The organism is Geodermatophilus maliterrae (genome assembly GCF_041018925.1).
GTDB lineage: Bacteria > Actinomycetota > Actinomycetes > Mycobacteriales > Geodermatophilaceae > Geodermatophilus > Geodermatophilus maliterrae.
On sequence record NZ_JBFNXQ010000030.1, the window covers coordinates 1 to 17,492 of the forward strand.

Below are 17,492 nucleotides of genomic sequence, written 5' to 3' on the forward strand. Positions count from 1 at the left end.
GCCGCCGCCGTGCGCGACGGGCAGCTGGTGCGGATCGCCGAGGGCGTCTACCTGGCGCCGGGCGTCGAGGAGGTGGCGCGGGCGCGGCTGGCCGCGGTGCCGCAGCCGTTCACCCTCAGCCAGGCCCGCTCGGCGTGGGGGACGACGCGGCGCGTGGCGGTGCCGCTGATGGAGTGGCTGGACGCCCGCGGGGTCACGGTGCGGCTGCCCGACAACACCCGCCGACTGCGCTGAACCGGTGACCGCTCCCCGGGGATGCTGAGCGTCCTCGTGCTCTGCCCCCGATGCGGACCGGAGCACGACCGCGCTCAGCACGACCAGGGCCGTCCGGGGTCAGGCGCCGCCGGCCTCGCGCAGCATCCGGTCGCGCTCGTCGCTCTCGGTGGCGATCGGCCGGACGGCGCCGGCGTCGACCGTCTCGACGGCGTCCTCGGGGTCGACGGGCCGGGGCAGGGAGCGGAAGCGCTCGCGGGGGTCGTCCGGGTCGGTCATGGCGGCAGCGTCCCCGCGCACCGGGCTGAGGGCAAGCGCTCAGTCCGCGGCGGGCACCCAGCGGGCCGGGCGCTTCTCGCGGAACGCGGCGATGCCCTCCTGGCCCTCCTCGCCGGCGAAGGCCCGGGCGGAGAGGTCGAGCAGGTCGTCGGAGGAGCCCCGCAGGCCGCCGGCGCGCAGCAGCCGCTTGGTCTCGGCCAGCGCCCACGGCGAGCCCGCCGCCAGCGCCCGCACCTGACCCTCGACGGCGGCGTCGACCTCGTCGTCGGGCACGGCGAGGTCCACCAGCCCCCCGGCGGCCGCCGCGGCCGCGTCGAACACCTCGCCGGTGAGCATCAGCCGGTGCGCCACGTGCGGCAGCACCCGCGGCAGGACGACGGCGGAGATCACCGCCGGCACGATGCCCAGCCGCACCTCGGAGAAGGCGAACGTCGCCGACGCCCCGGCCACCACCACGTCGCACGCGGCCAGCAGCCCGACCCCACCCGCGCGGGCGGGACCGCGGACGGTGGCCACCACCGGCTTGGGTGCCGTCCAGATGCGCTCGAGGAGCTCGGGCAGCTCGCGCACGCCCTGGTCGCCGGCACCGGCACCGGCGGCCTCGGACAGGTCCATCCCCGAGCAGAAGACCCGGCCGGTGTGGTCGAGCGCGACCACCCGCACGGCGTCGTCGCTCAGCGCGGCGTCCAGCGCCCCCCGCAGCCGGGCGCGCATCGCGCGGGAGAGCGCGTTGCGGTTGGCGGGGGAGTCGAGCGTGAGGGTCGCGACCCCGCGCTCGACCGAGACCTGCAGCACCTCGTCGTCGGCCACGACCGGACATCCTGCCCGGCGCGGCACACTGGGGTTCAGATGAACACCGTCCTGCCGCTGCTCGACGCCCCGCCGGCGACCCTGCAGCTCCCCGACAGCGCCCGCGAGGGGCTGGCCCGGACGCCCTTCGGGCTGTACGTGCACGTGCCCTTCTGCGCGACCCGCTGCGGCTACTGCGACTTCAACACCTACACCTCCGACGAGCTCGGCCCCGGCGCCAACCGCGCCGAGTACGCCGGGACGGCGATCGCCGAGCTCCGGCAGGCCGCCGACACCCTCGGCCCCGACCTGCCGACGGTCTCCACGGTGTTCGTCGGCGGCGGCACCCCGACGCTGCTGCCCGCCGAGGACCTCGCCGCCGTGCTGGCCGCCGTCCGCGAGCTGTTCCCCGTCGCCTCCGACGTCGAGGTGACCACCGAGGCCAACCCCGAGTCGGTCACCCCGGCGTCGCTGGCGACCCTGCGCGCGGCCGGCTTCACCCGGCTGAGCCTCGGCATGCAGTCCGCAGCCGAGCACGTCCTCGCCGTCCTCGACCGCCGGCACACCCCCGGCCGCGCCGCCGAGGCCGCGCGCGAGGCCCGCGCCGCCGGGTTCGAGCACGTGAACCTCGACCTCATCTACGGCACGCCGGGGGAGACCGACGCCGACTGGGCCGCCTCGCTCGACGCCGTCCTGGCCGCGCCGGTCGACCACGTCAGCGCCTACGCGCTCATCGTCGAGGACGGCACCCGGCTGGCCCGCCGCATCGCCCGCGGCGAGCTCCCGATGCCCGACGACGACGTCCTCGCCGACCGCTACGTGCAGGCCGACACCACGCTGCGCGGTGCCGGCTTCGACTGGTACGAGGTGTCGAACTGGTCCCGCGGGGACGCCGCGCGCTGCCGGCACAACGAGCTGTACTGGGCCAACGCCAACTGGTGGGGCGTGGGCCCCGGTGCGCACAGCCACGTCGGCGGCGTGCGCTGGTGGAACGTCAAGCACCCCGCCGCCCACGCCGGGCGGCTGGCCGCGGGGGAGAGCCCGGTGGCCGACCGGGAGGTCCTCGAGCCCGCCGACCGCGCCCTGGAGACGGTGATGCTCGGCCTGCGGCTGCGCGACGGCCTGCCGCTGACCGCGCTGTCCGCCGCCGGCCGGCTGCGCGCCGCCGACGCCGTCGCCCGCGGCCTGCTCGAGCCGGACGCGCACGCGGGAGGCCGGGCGGTGCTCACCGACCGCGGCCGGCTGCTCGCCGACGCGGTCGTCCGCGACCTCACGGACTGAAGGCCTCCCTGCTCCGCACCCCTCGCACGCTCGGGGCGGGCCCCTGCGGGGAGGCCGGCCCGCCGCGTGTGAGCATCTGCTGATGGAGCTGCTCTCGGTCGGCGAGGTGGCGGCCCGGCTCGGCGTCTCGCCCTCCGCGCTGCGCATGTGGGGGAGCCGGTACGGGCTGGTCGCCTCCGCCCGGTCGGCGGGCGGCCACCGCCGTTACACGGCCGAGGACGTCGCCCTGCTCCAGGCGGTGCACGAGGCCGTCCTCGCCGGCACCGACCCCGCCGCGGCGGCCGCCGCGGTCCGCGGCATCGAGGACACCGGTGAGCGCCCCGTCATCCCGCGGCGCCGCGCCGGCGCCGGAGGCACCGGTCTGGCGGTACCCGGCGCCGGTAGGGGAGCACGGGGCCTGGCGCGTGCCGCAGCCCGGCTGGACGAGATGCGCGCCGAGGACGCGGTGCTCGCCGCGCTGCGCGCCGAGGGGACGTTGGCAGCCTGGGACGACGTCGTGCGGCCGGTGCTGATCGCCGCGGGCGCGCACTGGGCGGCGACGGGTTCGGGGATCGAGATCGAGCACCTGCTGACCCAGGCGGTGACCACGGCCCTGATCCGGCACACCGCCACCCTGCCCGAGCCGCCGTCCGAACGACCGGTGCTGCTCGCCGGGGGGCCGCAGGAGGAGCACGTCCTGCCCCTGCACGCAGCCCGGGCGGCGCTGGCCGAGGGCGGCGTCCCCTCCCGCCTGCTCGGACCGCGCACCCCGATGCCGGCCCTGGCCACCGCTGCCCGTCGGACCCGAGCCGCCGCTGTCCTGGTGTGGCTGAGCAGAGCCGACCCGGAGGCCGTGGAGGGCCTGCCCGCGCTCCTGGCGGCGCACCGGCGCGTGCGGGTGCTGGTCGGAGGCCCCGGCTGGGACGGCGTCGAGGCCGGGCCGGTCACCGCGCCGCGCGACCTGCCCGACGCCGTCGCGGTGCTGCGGCGGGTCTGGCGCGAGGGACAGCCCTCCGGCTGAGCCGTGGAGCGCATCAGAACTTGCACAACTTCGTTCAAGGGGAGCATGCTCGCCACGGTGGCCGGGACCCGGCCGCCGCTCGGCAACGACGCCGTACACCCAGGAGCCGTCATGGGCACTGACAGCGGGATCGCGGTCCCGGAGCTCTCCTCCGTCCAGTTCTCCACCGTATACAACCTCTTCAGCCTGGTCATCGCCTCGATGCTGTTCACGGCGCTGTACCTGCTGTTCTCGCGCGGGCGGGTCGCCCCGCGCTACCGCAACGCCCTCGTGGTGTCCGCGATCGTCTGCGGCATCGCGGCCTACCACTACTTCCGGATCTTCGACAACTTCCAGGAGAGCTATCCCCCGGAGGAGAGCATCGCCAGCTCCCACCTGTTGTCGAACGTGGCGTTCAACGAGGGCTACCGCTACGTCGACTGGCTGCTCACCGTCCCGCTGCTGCTCATCGAGACGGTCGCGGTCATGGCACTGGCCAAGAGCGATGCCCGCCGGCTGCTCTGGAAGCTGGTACCGGCGTCCGCGCTGATGATCGCGCTGGGGTACCCCGGGGAGATCACCAGCGAGCTCGGACCGCGGCTGCTGTGGGGCACCCTGTCGACGATCCCGTTCATCTACCTGCTGTGGGTGCTCTTCGTCGAGCTGACCCGGTCGATCGACCGGCAGCCGCCCGAGGTGCAGCACACGATCAAGATGCTGCGGCTGGCTCTCGTCGGGCTGTGGGGCGTCTACCCGATCGCCTACCTGTTCCCCGTCCTGGGCGGTGACTTCTTCGGCGGCGCGGACGGCTTCGTGCTGCGGCAGGCCGGCTACAGCATCGCCGACATCCTCGCGAAGGCGGCGTACGGCCTGGCCATCTACAAGATCGCCCGGGTGAAGAGCGGGCTGGAGGACCCGGCCTACGACGACGACCACGCGGTCCCCGGCCCGGACGACGGCTCGCCGGCCCGGCCCACTCCCGGTCGCGACACCGTCGCGGTCTGACGGAGGCGGTGGTCGGCGTGACCGTGGTCCCGCGGGCCACCGCCACCGTCACCGGCCGGCGGGCGGCCCTCCCGGCCGGGGCTCCCGCAGCGTCCGCTCCCCGGGCGCTGCGGGAACTGCCGGCGCTGACCCGGCTGCCGGTGGCCGTCCTGACGGCCGTGCTCGCCCTGAGCGTGCTCGCGCCGGGGGCGGTCGCGGCGGCCGCGGTGCCCGTGGCCGTCGCGGGCGCCGTCGTGGGCGTACCGCACGGCGCCGTGGACCACCTCGTCCCCTGGTGGTGGTCGGACCGACGGCGGGCCCCGCGCCGGTTCCTCGCGCTGGTCGTGGTCGGGTACGCGGCCGTGGCCGTGGCCGCCACCTCGGCCCTCCTGCTCGTGCCGACGCCGGCACTGGCCGCGGCGCTGGTCCTCTCCGCGCTGCACTTCGGTCGCGGTGAGGTGGTCGCCTGGGCCGAGCGCGCCGGCCGCCCCGTGCCCGGCCCGGCCGCTGACCTCCCGCCGTGCGTCGCGCACGGGCTGGCCGTCGTCGGCCTGCTGCTGTGGCGGGACCCGGACACCACCGACCCCTGGGTGCGGCCGCTGTCGGCCGGCATCGCCGACGCGGCGCTCGCCTCACGCAGCGCGGGGCTCGTCCTCGTCGCGGGATCGGTCGCCGCCGCGGTGGTGTGGCTGCTCGCCCGGCGCCGGGTGCACGACGCCGCAGAGCTCGTGCTGGTCGCCGCGGTCTTCGCCGTCGCGCCACCGCTGGCGGCGTTCGGCGCCTACTTCGGGCTCTGGCACGCCGTCCGGCACACGGGCCGGTTGCTCGACCTCGCCCGCGCGGCCGAGGGCGGACGGGGATGGGGCCCGGCTGCGCGCCGGCTGGCCCGGGCCGCGGCAGGACCGAGCGCCGTCGCGCTGGCGGCCGTCGCGGTGCTGTGGCAGCTGGGCGACGTGGCCGGCCTGCAGGCCCAGGTGAGCGTCCTGCTCGCGCTGACGTTCCCGCACGCCGCGGTGGTGTGGGCCCTGGACCGCCGGGGATGATGCGCACCTGACGGATGTCAGGTCCGGTCGGCGACGTCCCGCACTACTGCGCGCACCTCCGCCGGCGCCAGGCTCGTGCCGTGCCTCCCGACGCGCTCGACATCTCCGGCCTGACCGTCCGCCACGGCGAGGTCCTCGCCGTCGACGGCCTCGACCTGCGCATCGGCCGGGGCGAGACCGTCGCGCTGCTCGGTCCCAACGGGGCCGGCAAGTCCACCACCGTCGGCGCCGCCCTCGGGCTGCTCCGCCCCGCGGCCGGCACCGTGCGGGTGCTCGGCCGCCCCCCGGCCGACGCCGTCCGCGCCGGCGGGGTCGGCGCGATGCTGCAGCACGGCGGCCTGCCCGGCGAGGCGCGCGTCGGCGAGGTGCTGCACCTGGTGCGGCGCAGCTACGCCGACCCGTGGCCGCTGGACGACCTGGTGGCCACCACCGGCACCGGCGGGCTCCTCGGCCGCGACGTCGACGCGCTCTCCGGCGGCCAGCGGCAGCGGGTGCTGCTGGCCCTGGCGCTGTCCGGTCAGCCGCCGCTGCTGCTGCTCGACGAGCCCACCTCGGCCATGGACGTCGAGGGCCGCCGGGCCTTCTGGACGACGATGCGCGACCTGGCCGCCCGCGGCACCACCGTCGTCTTCGCCACCCACCACCTCGAGGAGGCCGACGCGGTCGCCGACCGGGTAGTGGTCATGGCCGGTGGCCGCCTGGTCGCCGACGGCCCCTCGGCGGGCATCCGGTCGGTCGTCGCCGGGCGCACCGTCCGCTTCTCCGCCCCCGACGGCGCGGCCTTCGACCGCGTGCCCGCCGTCACCGGCGTCGACCGGGTGGGCGGCACGGTCGCGCTGGCCACCACCGACGTCGAGGCCACGCTGCGCGCGCTGCTCGCCGACGGCGTCCCGCTGATCGACCTGGAGGTCCGCGGTGCCAGCCTCGAGGACGCCGTCCTGTCCCTGGTGGGAGGCGCGCGGTGAGCCCGCTGTTCGTCTTCCAGCTGCGCCGGGTCGGCCGCAACCGGCAGTTCCTGTTCTTCACCGTGCTGCTGCCGGCGCTGTTCACCGTCTTCTTCACGAAGGTCTTCGCGGGCACGCCCGGTGGCGGCCCGGCGCTGGCGGCGGCCACGATGGTCTCGATGATGGCCTACGGCGCGATCGGCGCGGCCCTCGGCGCCACCGTCCGGCTCTCCTTCGACCGGGCGTCGGGGTGGCTGCGCCAGCTGCGGGTGACCCCGGTGCCGCAGACGTCGGTGGTCGCCGTCGACGTCGCCGTCGGGATGCTGCTCACCCTGCCGCCGCTGGTCGTCGTCGCGCTCACCGGCCGGTTCGTCAACGGCGTGCGGCTCGCGCCCGGCGAGTGGGCCGCGCTGGTCGGCGTCCTGTGGCTCGGGTCGGCGGTGTTCGTCGCCCTCGGGCTGCTGCTGGGCTGGGCGCTGGAGACCAAGGCCGCCGGCGGCGCGATCGGCATCGTCGGCACCGTGCTGGCCGCCCTGGGCGGGCTGTGGGTGCCGGTCGAGCTGTTCCCCTCCGGCCTGCGGGCGGTCGCGCACGGACTGCCGTCGTACTGGTACGCCGAGGCCGGCCGGGCCGCCGCTGGGGGCCAGCTGCCGTCGGTCGCCGCCGCCGGGGCACTGGTCGCCTTCGCCGCGGTGTTCGCCGCCCTGGCGGTCCTGGTGGCGCGGCGCCGTCCCCTGACCGCCGTCGCGGGCTGATGGAGCTACGGTCGGGCGCCGTGGACCCCCGCACGCGGTGGCAGCGCATCGGCTGGGCGCTGCCCTGGCTGCTGTTCCAGTTCTTCCCCGTCGCCGACCTGGTCGTCACCGACCGGCCGCTGGTGGTCCGGCTCGTGGCCGGGGCCGGGCTGCTGGTGTTCACCGCCGCCTACCTCTCGGCGTTCTCCCGCTTCTTCGTCCCCCGCGCGGCGTGGCCGGTGCGCCAGCTGGTGGTCGTCGCGGTGCTCGGCGTGGTCCTGGCGGTCTGGCTCGGCCCGACGTGGGCGGGGCTGCTCATCTACGTGTCGGCCGCGGCCACGGGCGGGCTGCCGCAGCGGTGGGTGTGGCCGGCCGTCCTCGCGGCCACGGCCGTCTGCGCGGGGGTGGTCTTCCTCCGCGGGGAGCCGGGGCTGGTGATCCTCCCGGTCATGTGCCTGCTCACCGCCTTCGCGCTGCGCGGCACCCGGCACCTGGTGTCGGTCAACGCGGAGCTCGCCGAGGCGCGCGAGGAGCTGGCCCGCAACGCCGTCGCCGAGGAGCGGCTGCGCTTCGCCCGCGACCTGCACGACCTGCTCGGCCACAGCCTGTCGCTCATCGCGCTCAAGAGCGAGCTGGCCGGCCGGCTGGCCGAGGCCGACCCCGCGAGGGCGCGCACCGAGATGGCCGACGTCGAGGCCGTCGCCCGCCGCGCGCTGGCCGAGGTCCGTGACGCCGTCAGCGGCTACCGCCAGGTCAGCTGCGCCCAGGCGCTGGCCGAGGCCCGCTCGGCGCTGTCCGGGGCCGGCATCGCCGTCCGCCTGCCGGCCCGGGTGCCGGCGCTGCCGGGCGCGATCGACGCCGCGCTGGGCTGGGTGGTCCGCGAGGCCACGACGAACGTGCTGCGGCACAGCGGCGCCCGGGCGGTGACCGTCTCGCTCACCGAGGACGGTGTCGAGGCGGTGCTCACCGTCGCCGACGACGGCCGCGGCCCGGCCGACGACACCGAGCCCGGCTCCGGTCTGACCGGCCTGGCCGAGCGGGTCGGCGCGCTGGGCGGCGCGCTCACCGGCGGCGCCGGCCGGGACGGCGGCTACCAGCTACGCGCCGTCCTGCCCCTGGCACCGGTGCCCGCAGGGGCCGCCCGGTGATCCGCGTGCTCGTCGCCGAGGACCAGTCGATGGTCCGCGGGGCACTGCGGGCCCTGCTCGAGCTGGAGGAGGACATCACCGTCGTCGCCGAGGTCGGCCGCGGCGACGAGGTGCTCGCCGCCGCCAGGGAGCACTCGCCCGACATCGCGCTGCTCGACATCGAGATGCCGGGCGCGGACGGCCTCGAGGCCGCCCGCCAGCTGGCCGCCGAGCTGCCCGCCGTCCGGGCCGTCGTGCTCACCACGTTCGGCCGGCCGGGCTTCCTGCGCCGGGCCATGGAGGTGGGCGCGGCCGGGTTCCTGGTGAAGGACGCGCCCGTCGCCGACCTGGCCCGGTCCATCCGTGCCGTCGTCGCCGGCGAGCGGGTCATCGACCGGGAGCTCGCCGCCGCGGCGCTGGCCATCGGCGCGACGCCGCTGTCGGCCCGCGAGGCCGACGTGCTGCGCGAGGCCGCCGACGGCGCGACCGTCGCCGACATCGCCCGCCGGCTGTTCCTCTCCGAGGGGACGGTGCGCAACTACCTGTCCTCGGCGATCGGCAAGACCGGCGCCCGCACCCGCGTCGAGGCCGCCCGCGTCGCCGCCGACAAGGGCTGGCTCTAGACGGAGGACCCCGCTGCCCCCCACCCCTCGCTCCGCTCGGGGCGGGCCCCTGCAGCGGGGCCGACCTAGAGCTCGAGCTTCATGCCCTCGTGCGAGGCGGTGAAGCCCAGCCGCTCGTAGAAGCGGTGCGCGTCGGAGCGGCGCTTGTCGGTGGTCAGCTGGACCAGTGCGGCGCCGCGGCGGCGGGCCTCCCCGACCGTCCAGCGCAGCATCGCCGCGCCCAGGCCCCGTCCGCGGGCCGCGGCGGCCACCCGCACACCCTCGACCTGGGCGCGCAGCGTGCCCCGGCGGGACAGGCCCGGGACGAAGGACAGCTGGAGCGTGCCGGCGACCGTGCCGCCGTCGTCGGCGACCACGAGCAGGTGCGCCGGGTCGGCGTCCACGGCGGCGAAGGCCGCCTCGTAGGGCGCGAGGTCCGCGGCCTCGCGGGTCGCGCCCAGCGCGTCGTCGGCCAGCAGCGCGACCAGCGCCGGCAGGTCGCCGGCGGTGGCCCGGCGCAGGACGACGCCGTCGGCCGGCCCGGTGAGCCGGGCCAGGGGGTCCTCCATCAGGACAGTCGGCCCGGGTCGGCCGGCATCAGCGCGTCGAGGTCCAGCACGCGGACGTGGATCACCGTGCGCTGCTGCAGGGCCGCCCGCAGCGCGCGGTGCAGGCCGTCCTCGAGGTACAGCTCGCCGTGCCACTGGACGGCGTGCGGGAAGAGGTCGCCGTAGAAGGTCGAGTCCTCGGCGAGCAGGGTGTCCAGCGCCAGCTCGCGCTTGGTGGTGACCAGCGTGTCGAGCCGGATCTGGCGCGGCGGGATCATCGCCCAGTCCTTGGTCGACAGGCCGTGCTCGGGGTAGGGCCGGCCGTCGTGCACCGCTTTGAAGACCAGGGACCCGACCTCCGTTCCGACCGCCCCGTTCCGGCACCGCCGCGGGTCACCCTATCGGCCGTCCCGCCGGTCCGACGGAGCCCCCCGCGGAGGGAGGACGGTCCGAGCTCCGCGACGGGAGCGCTCACCGGTCGTATGCTGGGCTGGCACTCGGTCCGTGCGAGTGCCAGCCCGCCGGGGCAGCCCGGTGCGCGCGGGCCGCGCCCGCCAGGGACCGCCCGCACGGGCACGTCGACCGGTACGGGGAGGTGTCACCGTGGCGCACGACGAGCGCCGTCTGCAGGTCCTGCGGGCGATCGTGCAGGACTACGTCTCCACCAACGACCCGGTGGGCAGCAAGGCCCTCGCCGAGCGGCACGACCTCGGCGTCTCGCCGGCCACCATCCGCAACGACATGGCCGTCCTCGAGGAGCAGGGCTACATCACCCAGCCGCACACCAGCGCCGGCCGGGTGCCCACCGACAAGGGGTACCGCCTGTTCGTCGACCGGCTCTCGGCGGTCAAGCCGCTGTCGGCCCCTGAGCGCAAGGCGGTCGAGCGCTTCCTCGACGGCGCCGTCGACCTGCACGACGTCCTGGGCCGCACGGTGCGCCTGCTCGCCCAGCTCACCCACCAGGTCGCCGTCGTCCAGTACCCGACGCTCTCGCGCAGCGCCGTCCGGCACCTCGAGGTCGTCCAGCTGACCGGCTCCCGGCTGCTGCTGGTGCTCATCACCGACACCGGCCGGGTGGAGCAGCGGATCGTCGAGTGCCCGGTCGACGTCGCCCGCGACGACGTCGCCGACCTCCGCTCGCTGCTCAACTCCGCCTTCGGCGGCGCGCGGCTGGGCGACGCCGGCGGCAAGGTGCCCGACCTGGTCGACACCGCGCCACCGCACCTGCGGGGGCTGGTCGCCGCGATGAGCGCCGCGCTGGTCGAGACGCTGGTCGAGCCCGGTGAGGACCGGCTGGTCGTCGGCGGGACGGCGAACCTGGCCCGCACGGCCGTCGACTTCCCGGGCAGCCTCCGCCCGCTGCTGGAGGCGCTCGAGGAGCAGGTCGTCGTCCTCAAGCTGATCAGCGAGGTCGACGCCGGCGGGACGGTGCTCGTGCGCATCGGCGAGGAGAACGCCCACGAGGCACTGGCCGGTGCATCGGTCGTGTCCGTGGGGTACGGAACCGGAGACCGGGCACTGGGGGGACTGGGCATCGTCGGCCCGACCCGCATGGACTACCCAGGGAACATGGCCGCGGTCCGCGCCGTGGCCCGCTACGTCGGCCAGCTGCTGGCCGAGAGCTGAGGTCTGCGACTCCATGGCAACCGACTACTACGGCGTCCTCGGGCTGTCCCGGGGCGCGTCCGACGCCGAGATCAAGAAGGCCTACCGGCGGCTGGCGCGCGACCTGCACCCCGACGTCAACCCCGACCCCGAGGCCAAGGAGCGCTTCCAGGAGGTCAGCCGCGCGTACCAGGCGCTGACCGACCCGGACAAGCGCCGCATCGTCGACCTCGGCGGCGACCCGTTCGACACCGGTCCCGGCGCCGGCGGCGGCTCGCCGTTCGGGCAGGCCGGCTTCGGCGGGCTCGGCGACATCATGGACGCCTTCTTCGGTGGCGCCGGCGGGATGGGCGGCCGCGGCCCGCGCAGCCGGGTGCGGGAGGGGGACGACGCCCTCATCCGCATCGAGCTCGACCTCGAGCAGACGGTGTTCGGGACGACCGAGGAGATCACCGTCGACACCGCCGTCCTGTGCGGCACGTGCAGCGGCGCCGGCACCGCGCCGGGCACCCACCCGACCACCTGCACCACCTGCTCCGGGCGGGGCGAGGTGCAGAGCGTGCAGCGGTCCTTCCTGGGTCAGGTCGTGTCCACCCGGCCCTGCCCCAGCTGCGCGGGCACCGGCCAGGTCATCCCCGAGCCGTGCCCCGAGTGCGGCAGCGAGGGCCGCGTGCGCGCCCGCCGGACCATCCCGGTCAAGGTGCCCGCGGGCGTCGAGGACGGCATGCGGATCCGGCTCACCGGCCGCGGCGAGGTCGGCCCCGGCGGCGGGCCGGCCGGTGACCTCTACGTCGAGATCCGCGAGCGCCCGCACGAGGTGTTCACCCGCGACGGCGAGGACCTGCACTGCCGGGTCACCCTGCCGATGACCGCCGCCGCGCTCGGCACCACGCTGCCGCTGACGCTGCTCGACGGCGAGGACACCGACGTCGACGTCCGGCCCGGCACCCAGCCGGGCACCGTGCTCACGCTGCGCGGCAAGGGCGCGCCGCGGCTGCGCGCCACCGGCCGGGGCAACCTGCTGGTGCACGTCGACGTGCAGACGCCGACCCGGCTCGACGCCGAGCAGGAGAAGCTGCTGCGCGAGCTGGCGGTGCTGCGCGGCGAGGACCGTCCCGCGTCGGCGGCCGCCGAGACCCCGGGCGGGCTGTTCGCGCGGGTGCGGAACCCGTTCAAGTGAGCATCCCGGCCCAGGACGACCGACCCGCCCTCGACGGCGCGCCGCTGTTCCTGGTCGACGAGCTGCCGGAGGCACCCGAGGTCCTGGTCGGGGGCGCCGAGGGCCGGCACGCCGTCGACGTCCTGCGGCTGGCCCCCGGCGAGCCGGTGCGGGTGGGTGACGGTCGCGGCACCGTGGCCGAGGGCGCGGTGCTCGACGCCGGCTCCGGCGGCCTGCGGGTGCAGGTGGCGGCCCGGTACGACGTGCCGCCGGCCGAGCCGGAGCTGTGGCTGGTGCAGGCGCTCCCGAAGGGCGACCGCGGGCAGCTCGCCGTCGAGCTGGCCACCGAGCTCGGCGTCGACCGGATCGTCCCGTGGGCGGCCTCGCGCTGCGTCACCCGCTGGCGCGAGGACCGCGTCGAGAAGGGCCTGGCGAAGTGGCGGGCCGCGGCACGGGCGGCGAGCAAGCAGTCGCGGCGGCCGCGGGTGCCCGAGATCGCCGAGCTGATGACCACCCGCCAGGTGTGCGGCGAGCTCGGCGACGTCGACCTGGCGCTGGTGCTGCACGAGCAGGCCCGCCGTCCGCTGACCGGCGTCGAGGTGCCGTCGAGCGGGACGGTCGCCGTCGTCGTCGGCCCCGAGGGCGGGCTCACCGACGGCGAGGTGGTCGCGCTGCGCGCCGCCGGCGCCGAGGTCGTGCGGCTGGGCCCGGAGGTGCTGCGCACCTCCACCGCCGGCGCCGCCGCCCTGGCCGCGCTGTCGGTGCGGACACGCTGGGCCTGACCCGCGCCGGGTCAGCGCAGGGCGCGGCGGGCGCGCTCGCTGACCAGGTCGACGGCGAGGGTCAGGACGACCGTCGCGACGAGCACCGTGGCCACCGCGGGCCAGTCGAACGCCGCCAGCCGCGAGGCCAGCAGCGCCCCGAGCCCGCCGGCGCCGAGCAGGCCGACCAGCAGCGTGTCGCGGACGGCGACCTCCCACCGGTACAGCGCGACGGCCAGCACCGGCCCGGCCGCCGCGGGCGCCACCCCGTAGAGCCACCCGCTCGTCGGGCGGGCGCCGAGCGCGGTCAGCGCCGCCCGCGGCCTCGGGTCGGCCTCCTCCACCGCCTCGGCGGCCAGCCGCCCCAGCACCCCGAGCGTGTAGACGCCGAGCGCCAGCGCCCCGGGCAGCACACCGGGCAGCAGCACGAACAGCAGGACCAGCGCCCACACCGGCGGCGGCACCGCACGGAGCAGCAGCAGCGCGACCCGCACCAGGACGCCCGTCGCCCGCCGCAGCGGGCCCACCCGCCCCGGCGGGCGGGCGGCGACCCCGGCCACCAGCACCGTCCCGACCGTGGCGACCGCGATCGCCAGCACCGACACCTGCACCGTGACCACCGCCTGGCGCCCCACCTCGGCCAGCAGGTCGCCGTCGGTCGCCGGCGGCCAGGCGGCGCCCAGCACGTAGCCCACCTGCTCCCGCGTCCGCCCGGACACCAGCGACGCCGGTGCGAGCGCCAGGTACCACCACGACCAGGCGACGGCGGCCACCGTGCCCAGCACCGCCGCGGTCAGCAGCCGGTCGCGGGACAGCACCCCCGCCCGCCGCCGCGGCGCGGCCACCCGGCGGCGCACCGCCCGGCCGGCGACGTCGGCGGCCAGGCACAGCAGCGCCAGGGCGTAGACCGCGCTCCACACCTGCGGCCAGCGCAGCGACGTGAACGACAGCGCCAGCTCGTAGCCCAGCCCGCCGGCGCCGATCAGCCCGAGCACCACGGCCGACCGGACGGCGCACTCCAGCCGGTAGAACGCGTAGGACAGCAGCCCGCCGGCCGCCTGCGGCAGCAGCCCGTACAGCGCCGCGGCCGCCCGGCCCGCGCCGGCGGCCAGCAGCGCCGCGTACGGCCCCCGGGGCACCTCGTCGAGCAGGTCGGCGAACACCTTCGCCGTCACCGCGCCGTAGGGCAGGCCGATGGCCAGGACGCCGACCCACGGGTCCAGGCCCAGCACGTTGACCAGCAGCAGGCCCCACACCGCCTCGTGCAGCCCGCGGGGGACGGCGAGCACGCCGCGGGCCGCCGCCCAGCCCAGCCGCCGCCGTCCCCAGGTGGTGCGCGCGACGAACACCGCGCCCAGCGCCCCGAGCAGCACGGCCAGCGCCGCGCCCAGGACGGCGTAGGCGACGGTGACCAGCGCCGCGGTCGCGAGCACGCCGAGGAACGCGCCGTCGAGCGCCGGGGAGAGCGCGGCCGCGGCGAACCGGCCGACCTGGGCAGCCCCGGCCGGGTTGAGCACGTCCCCGTCGACGGCGCCGGCCAGCGACCAGCCGACGGCGACCAGCGCGGCCAGCCCCCACGCCCAGCGCCGCCGGTCCCGCCGCAGCCGGGGGAGGGCCGGGGCCGGGGCCCGGTCGAGGACCGCAGTCACGCCGCGGCCCCGTAGAAGGCGGCGAGCTCGGCGGCCGACAGCGCCGCGGCCGGGGCGTCGAGCACCAACCGCCCCGCGGCCAGCCCCACCACCCGGTCGCAGCGCCGCAGCGCCAGCGCCGGGTCGTGCAGCGCGACGACCAGGGCACCCCCGCGCGAGGAGGCGAGGCCGGCGAGCAGGTCCAGGACCCGCTCGGTGAGCACCGGGTCGAGCGCCGACGCCGGCTCGTCGGCCAGCACGAGGTCGGGCCGCTGCACCAGCAGCCGGGCCACGGCCACCCGCTGGCGCTGCCCGCCCGACAGCGCGTCGGTGCGGTCGAACACCCGGTCGGCCAGGCCCACCTGCTCCAGCGCGGCCACCACCTCGGGCACGCCCTGCGGCCGCACCAGCGACCACGCCGCCCGCGCCGCCGGCCACGACCCCAGCCGCCCGGCGTTGGCCTCGTGCACCACCCGCAGCGGGCCGGCCAGCTCCAGGTGCTGGTGCACCGTGCCCACCCGCGCGCGCAGCCTGCGCAGGTCCCGCCCGCGCAGTGCGGCCGGGTCCTGTCCCAGCACCTCGACCGACCCGGCCGACGGCGGCACCGCGCCGTTGGCCACGGCCAGCAGCGTCGACTTCCCGGCGCCCGACGCCCCGACGACGGCGACCCGCTCGCCGGGACCGACGGTCAGGTCCACGGAGTCGAGCGCGGTCGCCGTCCCGAAGCGGACGGTCACGCCGGTCAGCCGCAGGACGGCGCTCAGGTGACCAGCCCCAGGCTGCGGCCGATCTCCTCGATCCGGTCGTAGTCCGCCGCCCGCGTCGGGACGAACGAGCCGGCGCCGAACAGGTCGAGCACCTCGGCGTCGCCGGGGTCGTCGGCCGACAGGCCGGTGAAGTAGTCCTCGAGCCGCCCGGCGAGGTCCCCGCCCAGCCGCTCGCCCGCCCGCGGGCCGAGCAGCCAGTGGTAGTCCGAGTAGGCCGGCGTCCGGGCGTACCGGACGACGGCGGGGTCGACGGCGCCCTCCTCCGAGCGGGAGGTCCACACCTGCTCGTTGAGCACGCCGGCCTGGTAGCTGCCGGAGGCGACCAGCTGCAGCGTGGCGTCGTGCGAGCCGGAGAACCCCGGGCCGCCGGGGAAGCCCTGCGGGTCGACGCCGGCCTGCTGCAGGAAGTACGCGGGCATCAGCCGGCCCGACGTCGAGGTCTCGCTGCCGTAGGTGAACCGCAGCGGGGCCAGCGGGCGCAGGTCGTCCGACGGCGTCAGCCCGGTCGAGGCGTTGACGACGAACACGGAGTGGAAGTCGGCGTCGATGTCGCGCCGGGCGATCGGCCGGGCGCCCGGCGTCTGCAGCCGGGCCTGGACGCCGGTGAGCCCGCCGAACCAGACGAGGTCGAGGTCGCCGGTGCGGAAGAGGGAGACGGCGGCGCCGTAGTCGGTGACCGGCGTGTAGACGACGTCGAGGCCCAGCGCCGCGGACATCGAGTCGGCGACGGTGCCGTGGAGGCGCTGCAGGACCTCGGGGTCCTGGTCGGGGATCGCGCCGATGGCCAGCCTGCCCGACGCGGCGGCGCCCCCGCCGGCGGAGGCGACGGGGGAGGAGCGGGTGCACGCCGTCGCCGCGGCGGCGAGGGCGAGAGCGGTGCCGGCGAGGAACGCGCGGCGGGAGGGGGACGGGATCTCGGGGCTCCCCGACCGGAGAGCACGGCGACCGCTCACTACGTCCTGCCGGGGTGGGAGGGGACGGGCACGGGGGCCTCCGGGGAGCGATGGGTTGTGTGCGGCCCATCCTGACGCGGGTGCCGCGGCGCCGCGCGCCCTAGGGTCGGCCCCGTGAGCGACTGCCTGTTCTGCCGCATGGTGGCCGGCGAGATCCCGGCCGACGTGGTGCACGAGACCGACCGGACGCTGGCCTTCCGCGACATCAACCCCCAGGCGCCGACGCACGTCCTGGTGATCCCCAAGGAGCACCACCCGACCGTGGCCGCCGTGGCGCAGGTCGACCCCGACCTGCTGAGCGCCGTCGTGCGGGCCGCCGCGGCGGTGGCCGTGCAGGAGGGGCTGGCCACCGAGGACGGCGTCGAGCCCGGCTACCGGGTGGTCACGAACACCGGCCCGGCGGCGGGGCAGACGGTGCACCACCTGCACCTGCACGTCCTGGGCGGCCGCCCGATGACCTGGCCGCCGGGCTGACCTCGGGCAGCGTCACCGCCGCCGGCGGCCGGGCCGTCACACCAGGGGGACCAGCGGCGCGCCGATCGTCACGGTGAACCCGGGGGCGGGGTCGCCCCCCTGCGACCAGGGCCGCGGGGTGTCCACGACGAGCACCGTCCCGGCCACCACGCCGGCGAAGGGGCGCCCCTCGTCGAGCGACCGCGCCAGCTCGGCACGGACGGCGGGCTCGACCTCGGGGGTCAGGAACGGCAGGTGCTCGGTGGCCCCAGCGGCCGGCCGCGGGGTCGTCCGGGAGGTCGAACGTGACCTCGGCGATCCGGTCGCCCGCCGTCCGGAGGTGAAGGGTCTGGTCGTCGGACGGGCGGTGGCAGCTGTCGCCGCACCGGAAACCGAGCTCGGCGAGGGCGGGGACGGCGTCGGTGAGCGTCCGTGCGTAGTGGTCGGCGCCGAAGGGCCACGAGCGGTCCCGCAACCCGGCCCCGCGGATGGTCAGCGAGAGCGGCTCCCCCCAGCTGACCTCCAGCGAGTAGTGCAGGGAACCGGCGGTCTCCTCCTCGTCGTGGTACCGCTCCTCGTAGGACGACGGGCCGCCCCCGGCGCCGAACGCCATGAACGGTTCCGGTGGCCGGGCGTCCTCGAC

Annotated in this window: 20 protein-coding genes; 13 read left to right on the forward strand and 7 right to left on the reverse strand. The window is 77.0% G+C overall.

Annotated elements, in window-relative coordinates; genetic code table 11:
* The coding region (locus tag ABQ292_RS11280; RefSeq protein ID WP_369206282.1) for a SelB domain-containing protein at positions 1 to 234 on the forward strand (234 nt) is incomplete at its 5' end.
* Positions 235 to 333: 99 nt separating this feature from the next.
* Here the strand turns inward: ABQ292_RS11280 and ABQ292_RS11285 are convergent.
* Positions 334 to 492 (reverse strand): hypothetical protein, encoded by a 159-nt coding sequence (locus ABQ292_RS11285; protein WP_369206284.1) that lies wholly within the window; start codon positions 490 to 492, stop codon positions 334 to 336.
* A 39-nt stretch (positions 493 to 531) separates the two neighbouring features.
* Entirely contained in the window at positions 532 to 1,302 is a 771-nt protein-coding gene (locus tag ABQ292_RS11290) for an enoyl-CoA hydratase-related protein (protein ID WP_369206286.1), read from the reverse strand.
* A 39-nt stretch (positions 1,303 to 1,341) separates the two neighbouring features.
* Between ABQ292_RS11290 and hemW the strand changes: the two genes are divergently transcribed.
* From hemW to ABQ292_RS11330, 8 genes are all read left to right on the forward strand, one after another.
* Positions 1,342 to 2,562, forward strand: a complete 1,221-nt coding sequence (gene hemW, locus ABQ292_RS11295) for a radical SAM family heme chaperone HemW (protein WP_369206288.1) — start codon at positions 1,342 to 1,344, stop codon at positions 2,560 to 2,562.
* Between the two features lie 82 nt (positions 2,563 to 2,644).
* The gene (locus ABQ292_RS11300) at positions 2,645 to 3,562 is read left to right on the forward strand and encodes a MerR family transcriptional regulator (protein WP_369206290.1); all 918 of its coding nucleotides are present in this window, start codon (positions 2,645 to 2,647) and stop codon (positions 3,560 to 3,562) included.
* Positions 3,563 to 3,673: 111 nt separating this feature from the next.
* Positions 3,674 to 4,546: a bacteriorhodopsin-like gene (locus ABQ292_RS11305; protein ID WP_369206292.1), complete on the forward strand. Its 873-nt coding sequence runs from the start codon at positions 3,674 to 3,676 to the stop codon at positions 4,544 to 4,546.
* A 17-nt stretch (positions 4,547 to 4,563) separates the two neighbouring features.
* Positions 4,564 to 5,568, forward strand: a complete 1,005-nt coding sequence (locus ABQ292_RS11310) for a beta-carotene 15,15'-dioxygenase, Brp/Blh family (protein WP_369206294.1) — start codon at positions 4,564 to 4,566, stop codon at positions 5,566 to 5,568.
* A gap of 80 nt (positions 5,569 to 5,648) precedes the next feature.
* On the forward strand, positions 5,649 to 6,533 hold the full coding sequence (locus tag ABQ292_RS11315; protein ID WP_369206296.1) for an ABC transporter ATP-binding protein: 885 nt from the start codon (positions 5,649 to 5,651) through the stop codon (positions 6,531 to 6,533).
* Positions 6,530 to 7,267, forward strand: a complete 738-nt coding sequence (locus ABQ292_RS11320; RefSeq protein WP_369206298.1) for an ABC transporter permease — start codon at positions 6,530 to 6,532, stop codon at positions 7,265 to 7,267. The genes ABQ292_RS11315 and ABQ292_RS11320 overlap by 4 nt, the downstream gene beginning before the upstream one ends.
* A gap of 20 nt (positions 7,268 to 7,287) precedes the next feature.
* Positions 7,288 to 8,394, forward strand: a complete 1,107-nt coding sequence (locus ABQ292_RS11325) for a sensor histidine kinase (protein WP_369206300.1) — start codon at positions 7,288 to 7,290, stop codon at positions 8,392 to 8,394.
* Positions 8,391 to 8,996, forward strand: a complete 606-nt coding sequence (locus ABQ292_RS11330) for a response regulator transcription factor (protein WP_369206302.1) — start codon at positions 8,391 to 8,393, stop codon at positions 8,994 to 8,996. The genes ABQ292_RS11325 and ABQ292_RS11330 overlap by 4 nt, the downstream gene beginning before the upstream one ends.
* A 65-nt stretch (positions 8,997 to 9,061) precedes the next feature.
* On the opposite strand, the gene ABQ292_RS11335 is transcribed toward ABQ292_RS11330, so the two are convergent.
* Together ABQ292_RS11335 and ABQ292_RS11340 are read right to left on the reverse strand one after the other, a co-directional pair.
* A complete protein-coding gene (locus tag ABQ292_RS11335; RefSeq protein ID WP_369206304.1) occupies positions 9,062 to 9,544 on the reverse strand; it encodes a GNAT family N-acetyltransferase in 483 nt (160 codons plus the stop codon).
* On the reverse strand, positions 9,544 to 9,855 hold the full coding sequence (locus ABQ292_RS11340; RefSeq protein ID WP_438940584.1) for a type II toxin-antitoxin system VapB family antitoxin: 312 nt from the start codon (positions 9,853 to 9,855) through the stop codon (positions 9,544 to 9,546). The genes ABQ292_RS11335 and ABQ292_RS11340 overlap by 1 nt, the downstream gene beginning before the upstream one ends.
* Positions 9,856 to 10,126: 271 nt before the next feature.
* On the opposite strand from ABQ292_RS11340, the gene hrcA reads away from it, so the two are divergent.
* From hrcA to ABQ292_RS11355, 3 genes are read left to right on the forward strand one after another with little or no spacing between them, the layout of a single operon-like run.
* On the forward strand, positions 10,127 to 11,149 hold the full coding sequence (gene hrcA, locus ABQ292_RS11345) for a heat-inducible transcriptional repressor HrcA (protein WP_369206306.1): 1,023 nt from the start codon (positions 10,127 to 10,129) through the stop codon (positions 11,147 to 11,149).
* A gap of 13 nt (positions 11,150 to 11,162) precedes the next feature.
* Positions 11,163 to 12,308 carry a molecular chaperone DnaJ gene (gene dnaJ / locus ABQ292_RS11350; RefSeq protein ID WP_369206308.1) on the forward strand — a complete coding sequence of 382 codons (1,146 nt, stop codon included), beginning with the start codon at positions 11,163 to 11,165 and terminating at the stop codon, positions 12,306 to 12,308.
* On the forward strand, positions 12,305 to 13,069 hold the full coding sequence (locus ABQ292_RS11355; RefSeq protein ID WP_369206310.1) for a 16S rRNA (uracil(1498)-N(3))-methyltransferase: 765 nt from the start codon (positions 12,305 to 12,307) through the stop codon (positions 13,067 to 13,069). Before dnaJ ends, ABQ292_RS11355 begins: the two co-directional genes overlap by 4 nt.
* An 11-nt stretch (positions 13,070 to 13,080) precedes the next feature.
* Here the strand turns inward: ABQ292_RS11355 and ABQ292_RS11360 are convergent, their stop codons facing one another.
* Genes ABQ292_RS11360 through ABQ292_RS11370 form a run of 3 tightly spaced genes read right to left on the reverse strand, consistent with a single transcriptional unit; the run spans position 13,081 to position 16,396 of the window.
* Entirely contained in the window at positions 13,081 to 14,697 is a 1,617-nt protein-coding gene (locus ABQ292_RS11360; RefSeq protein ID WP_369206312.1) for a PhnE/PtxC family ABC transporter permease, read from the reverse strand.
* Positions 14,694 to 15,413 (reverse strand): phosphonate ABC transporter ATP-binding protein, encoded by a 720-nt coding sequence (locus tag ABQ292_RS11365; RefSeq protein ID WP_369206314.1) that lies wholly within the window; start codon positions 15,411 to 15,413, stop codon positions 14,694 to 14,696. The genes ABQ292_RS11360 and ABQ292_RS11365 overlap by 4 nt, the downstream gene beginning before the upstream one ends.
* Positions 15,414 to 15,436: 23 nt before the next feature.
* Positions 15,437 to 16,396, reverse strand: a complete 960-nt coding sequence (locus tag ABQ292_RS11370; RefSeq protein ID WP_369206316.1) for a putative selenate ABC transporter substrate-binding protein — start codon at positions 16,394 to 16,396, stop codon at positions 15,437 to 15,439.
* 114 nt (positions 16,397 to 16,510) lie between these two features.
* Here ABQ292_RS11370 and ABQ292_RS11375 point away from each other — a divergent pair, with 114 nt between their 5' ends.
* A complete protein-coding gene (locus ABQ292_RS11375) occupies positions 16,511 to 16,870 on the forward strand; it encodes a histidine triad nucleotide-binding protein (protein ID WP_369206318.1) in 360 nt (119 codons plus the stop codon).
* Positions 16,871 to 17,492 lie beyond the last annotated feature (622 nt).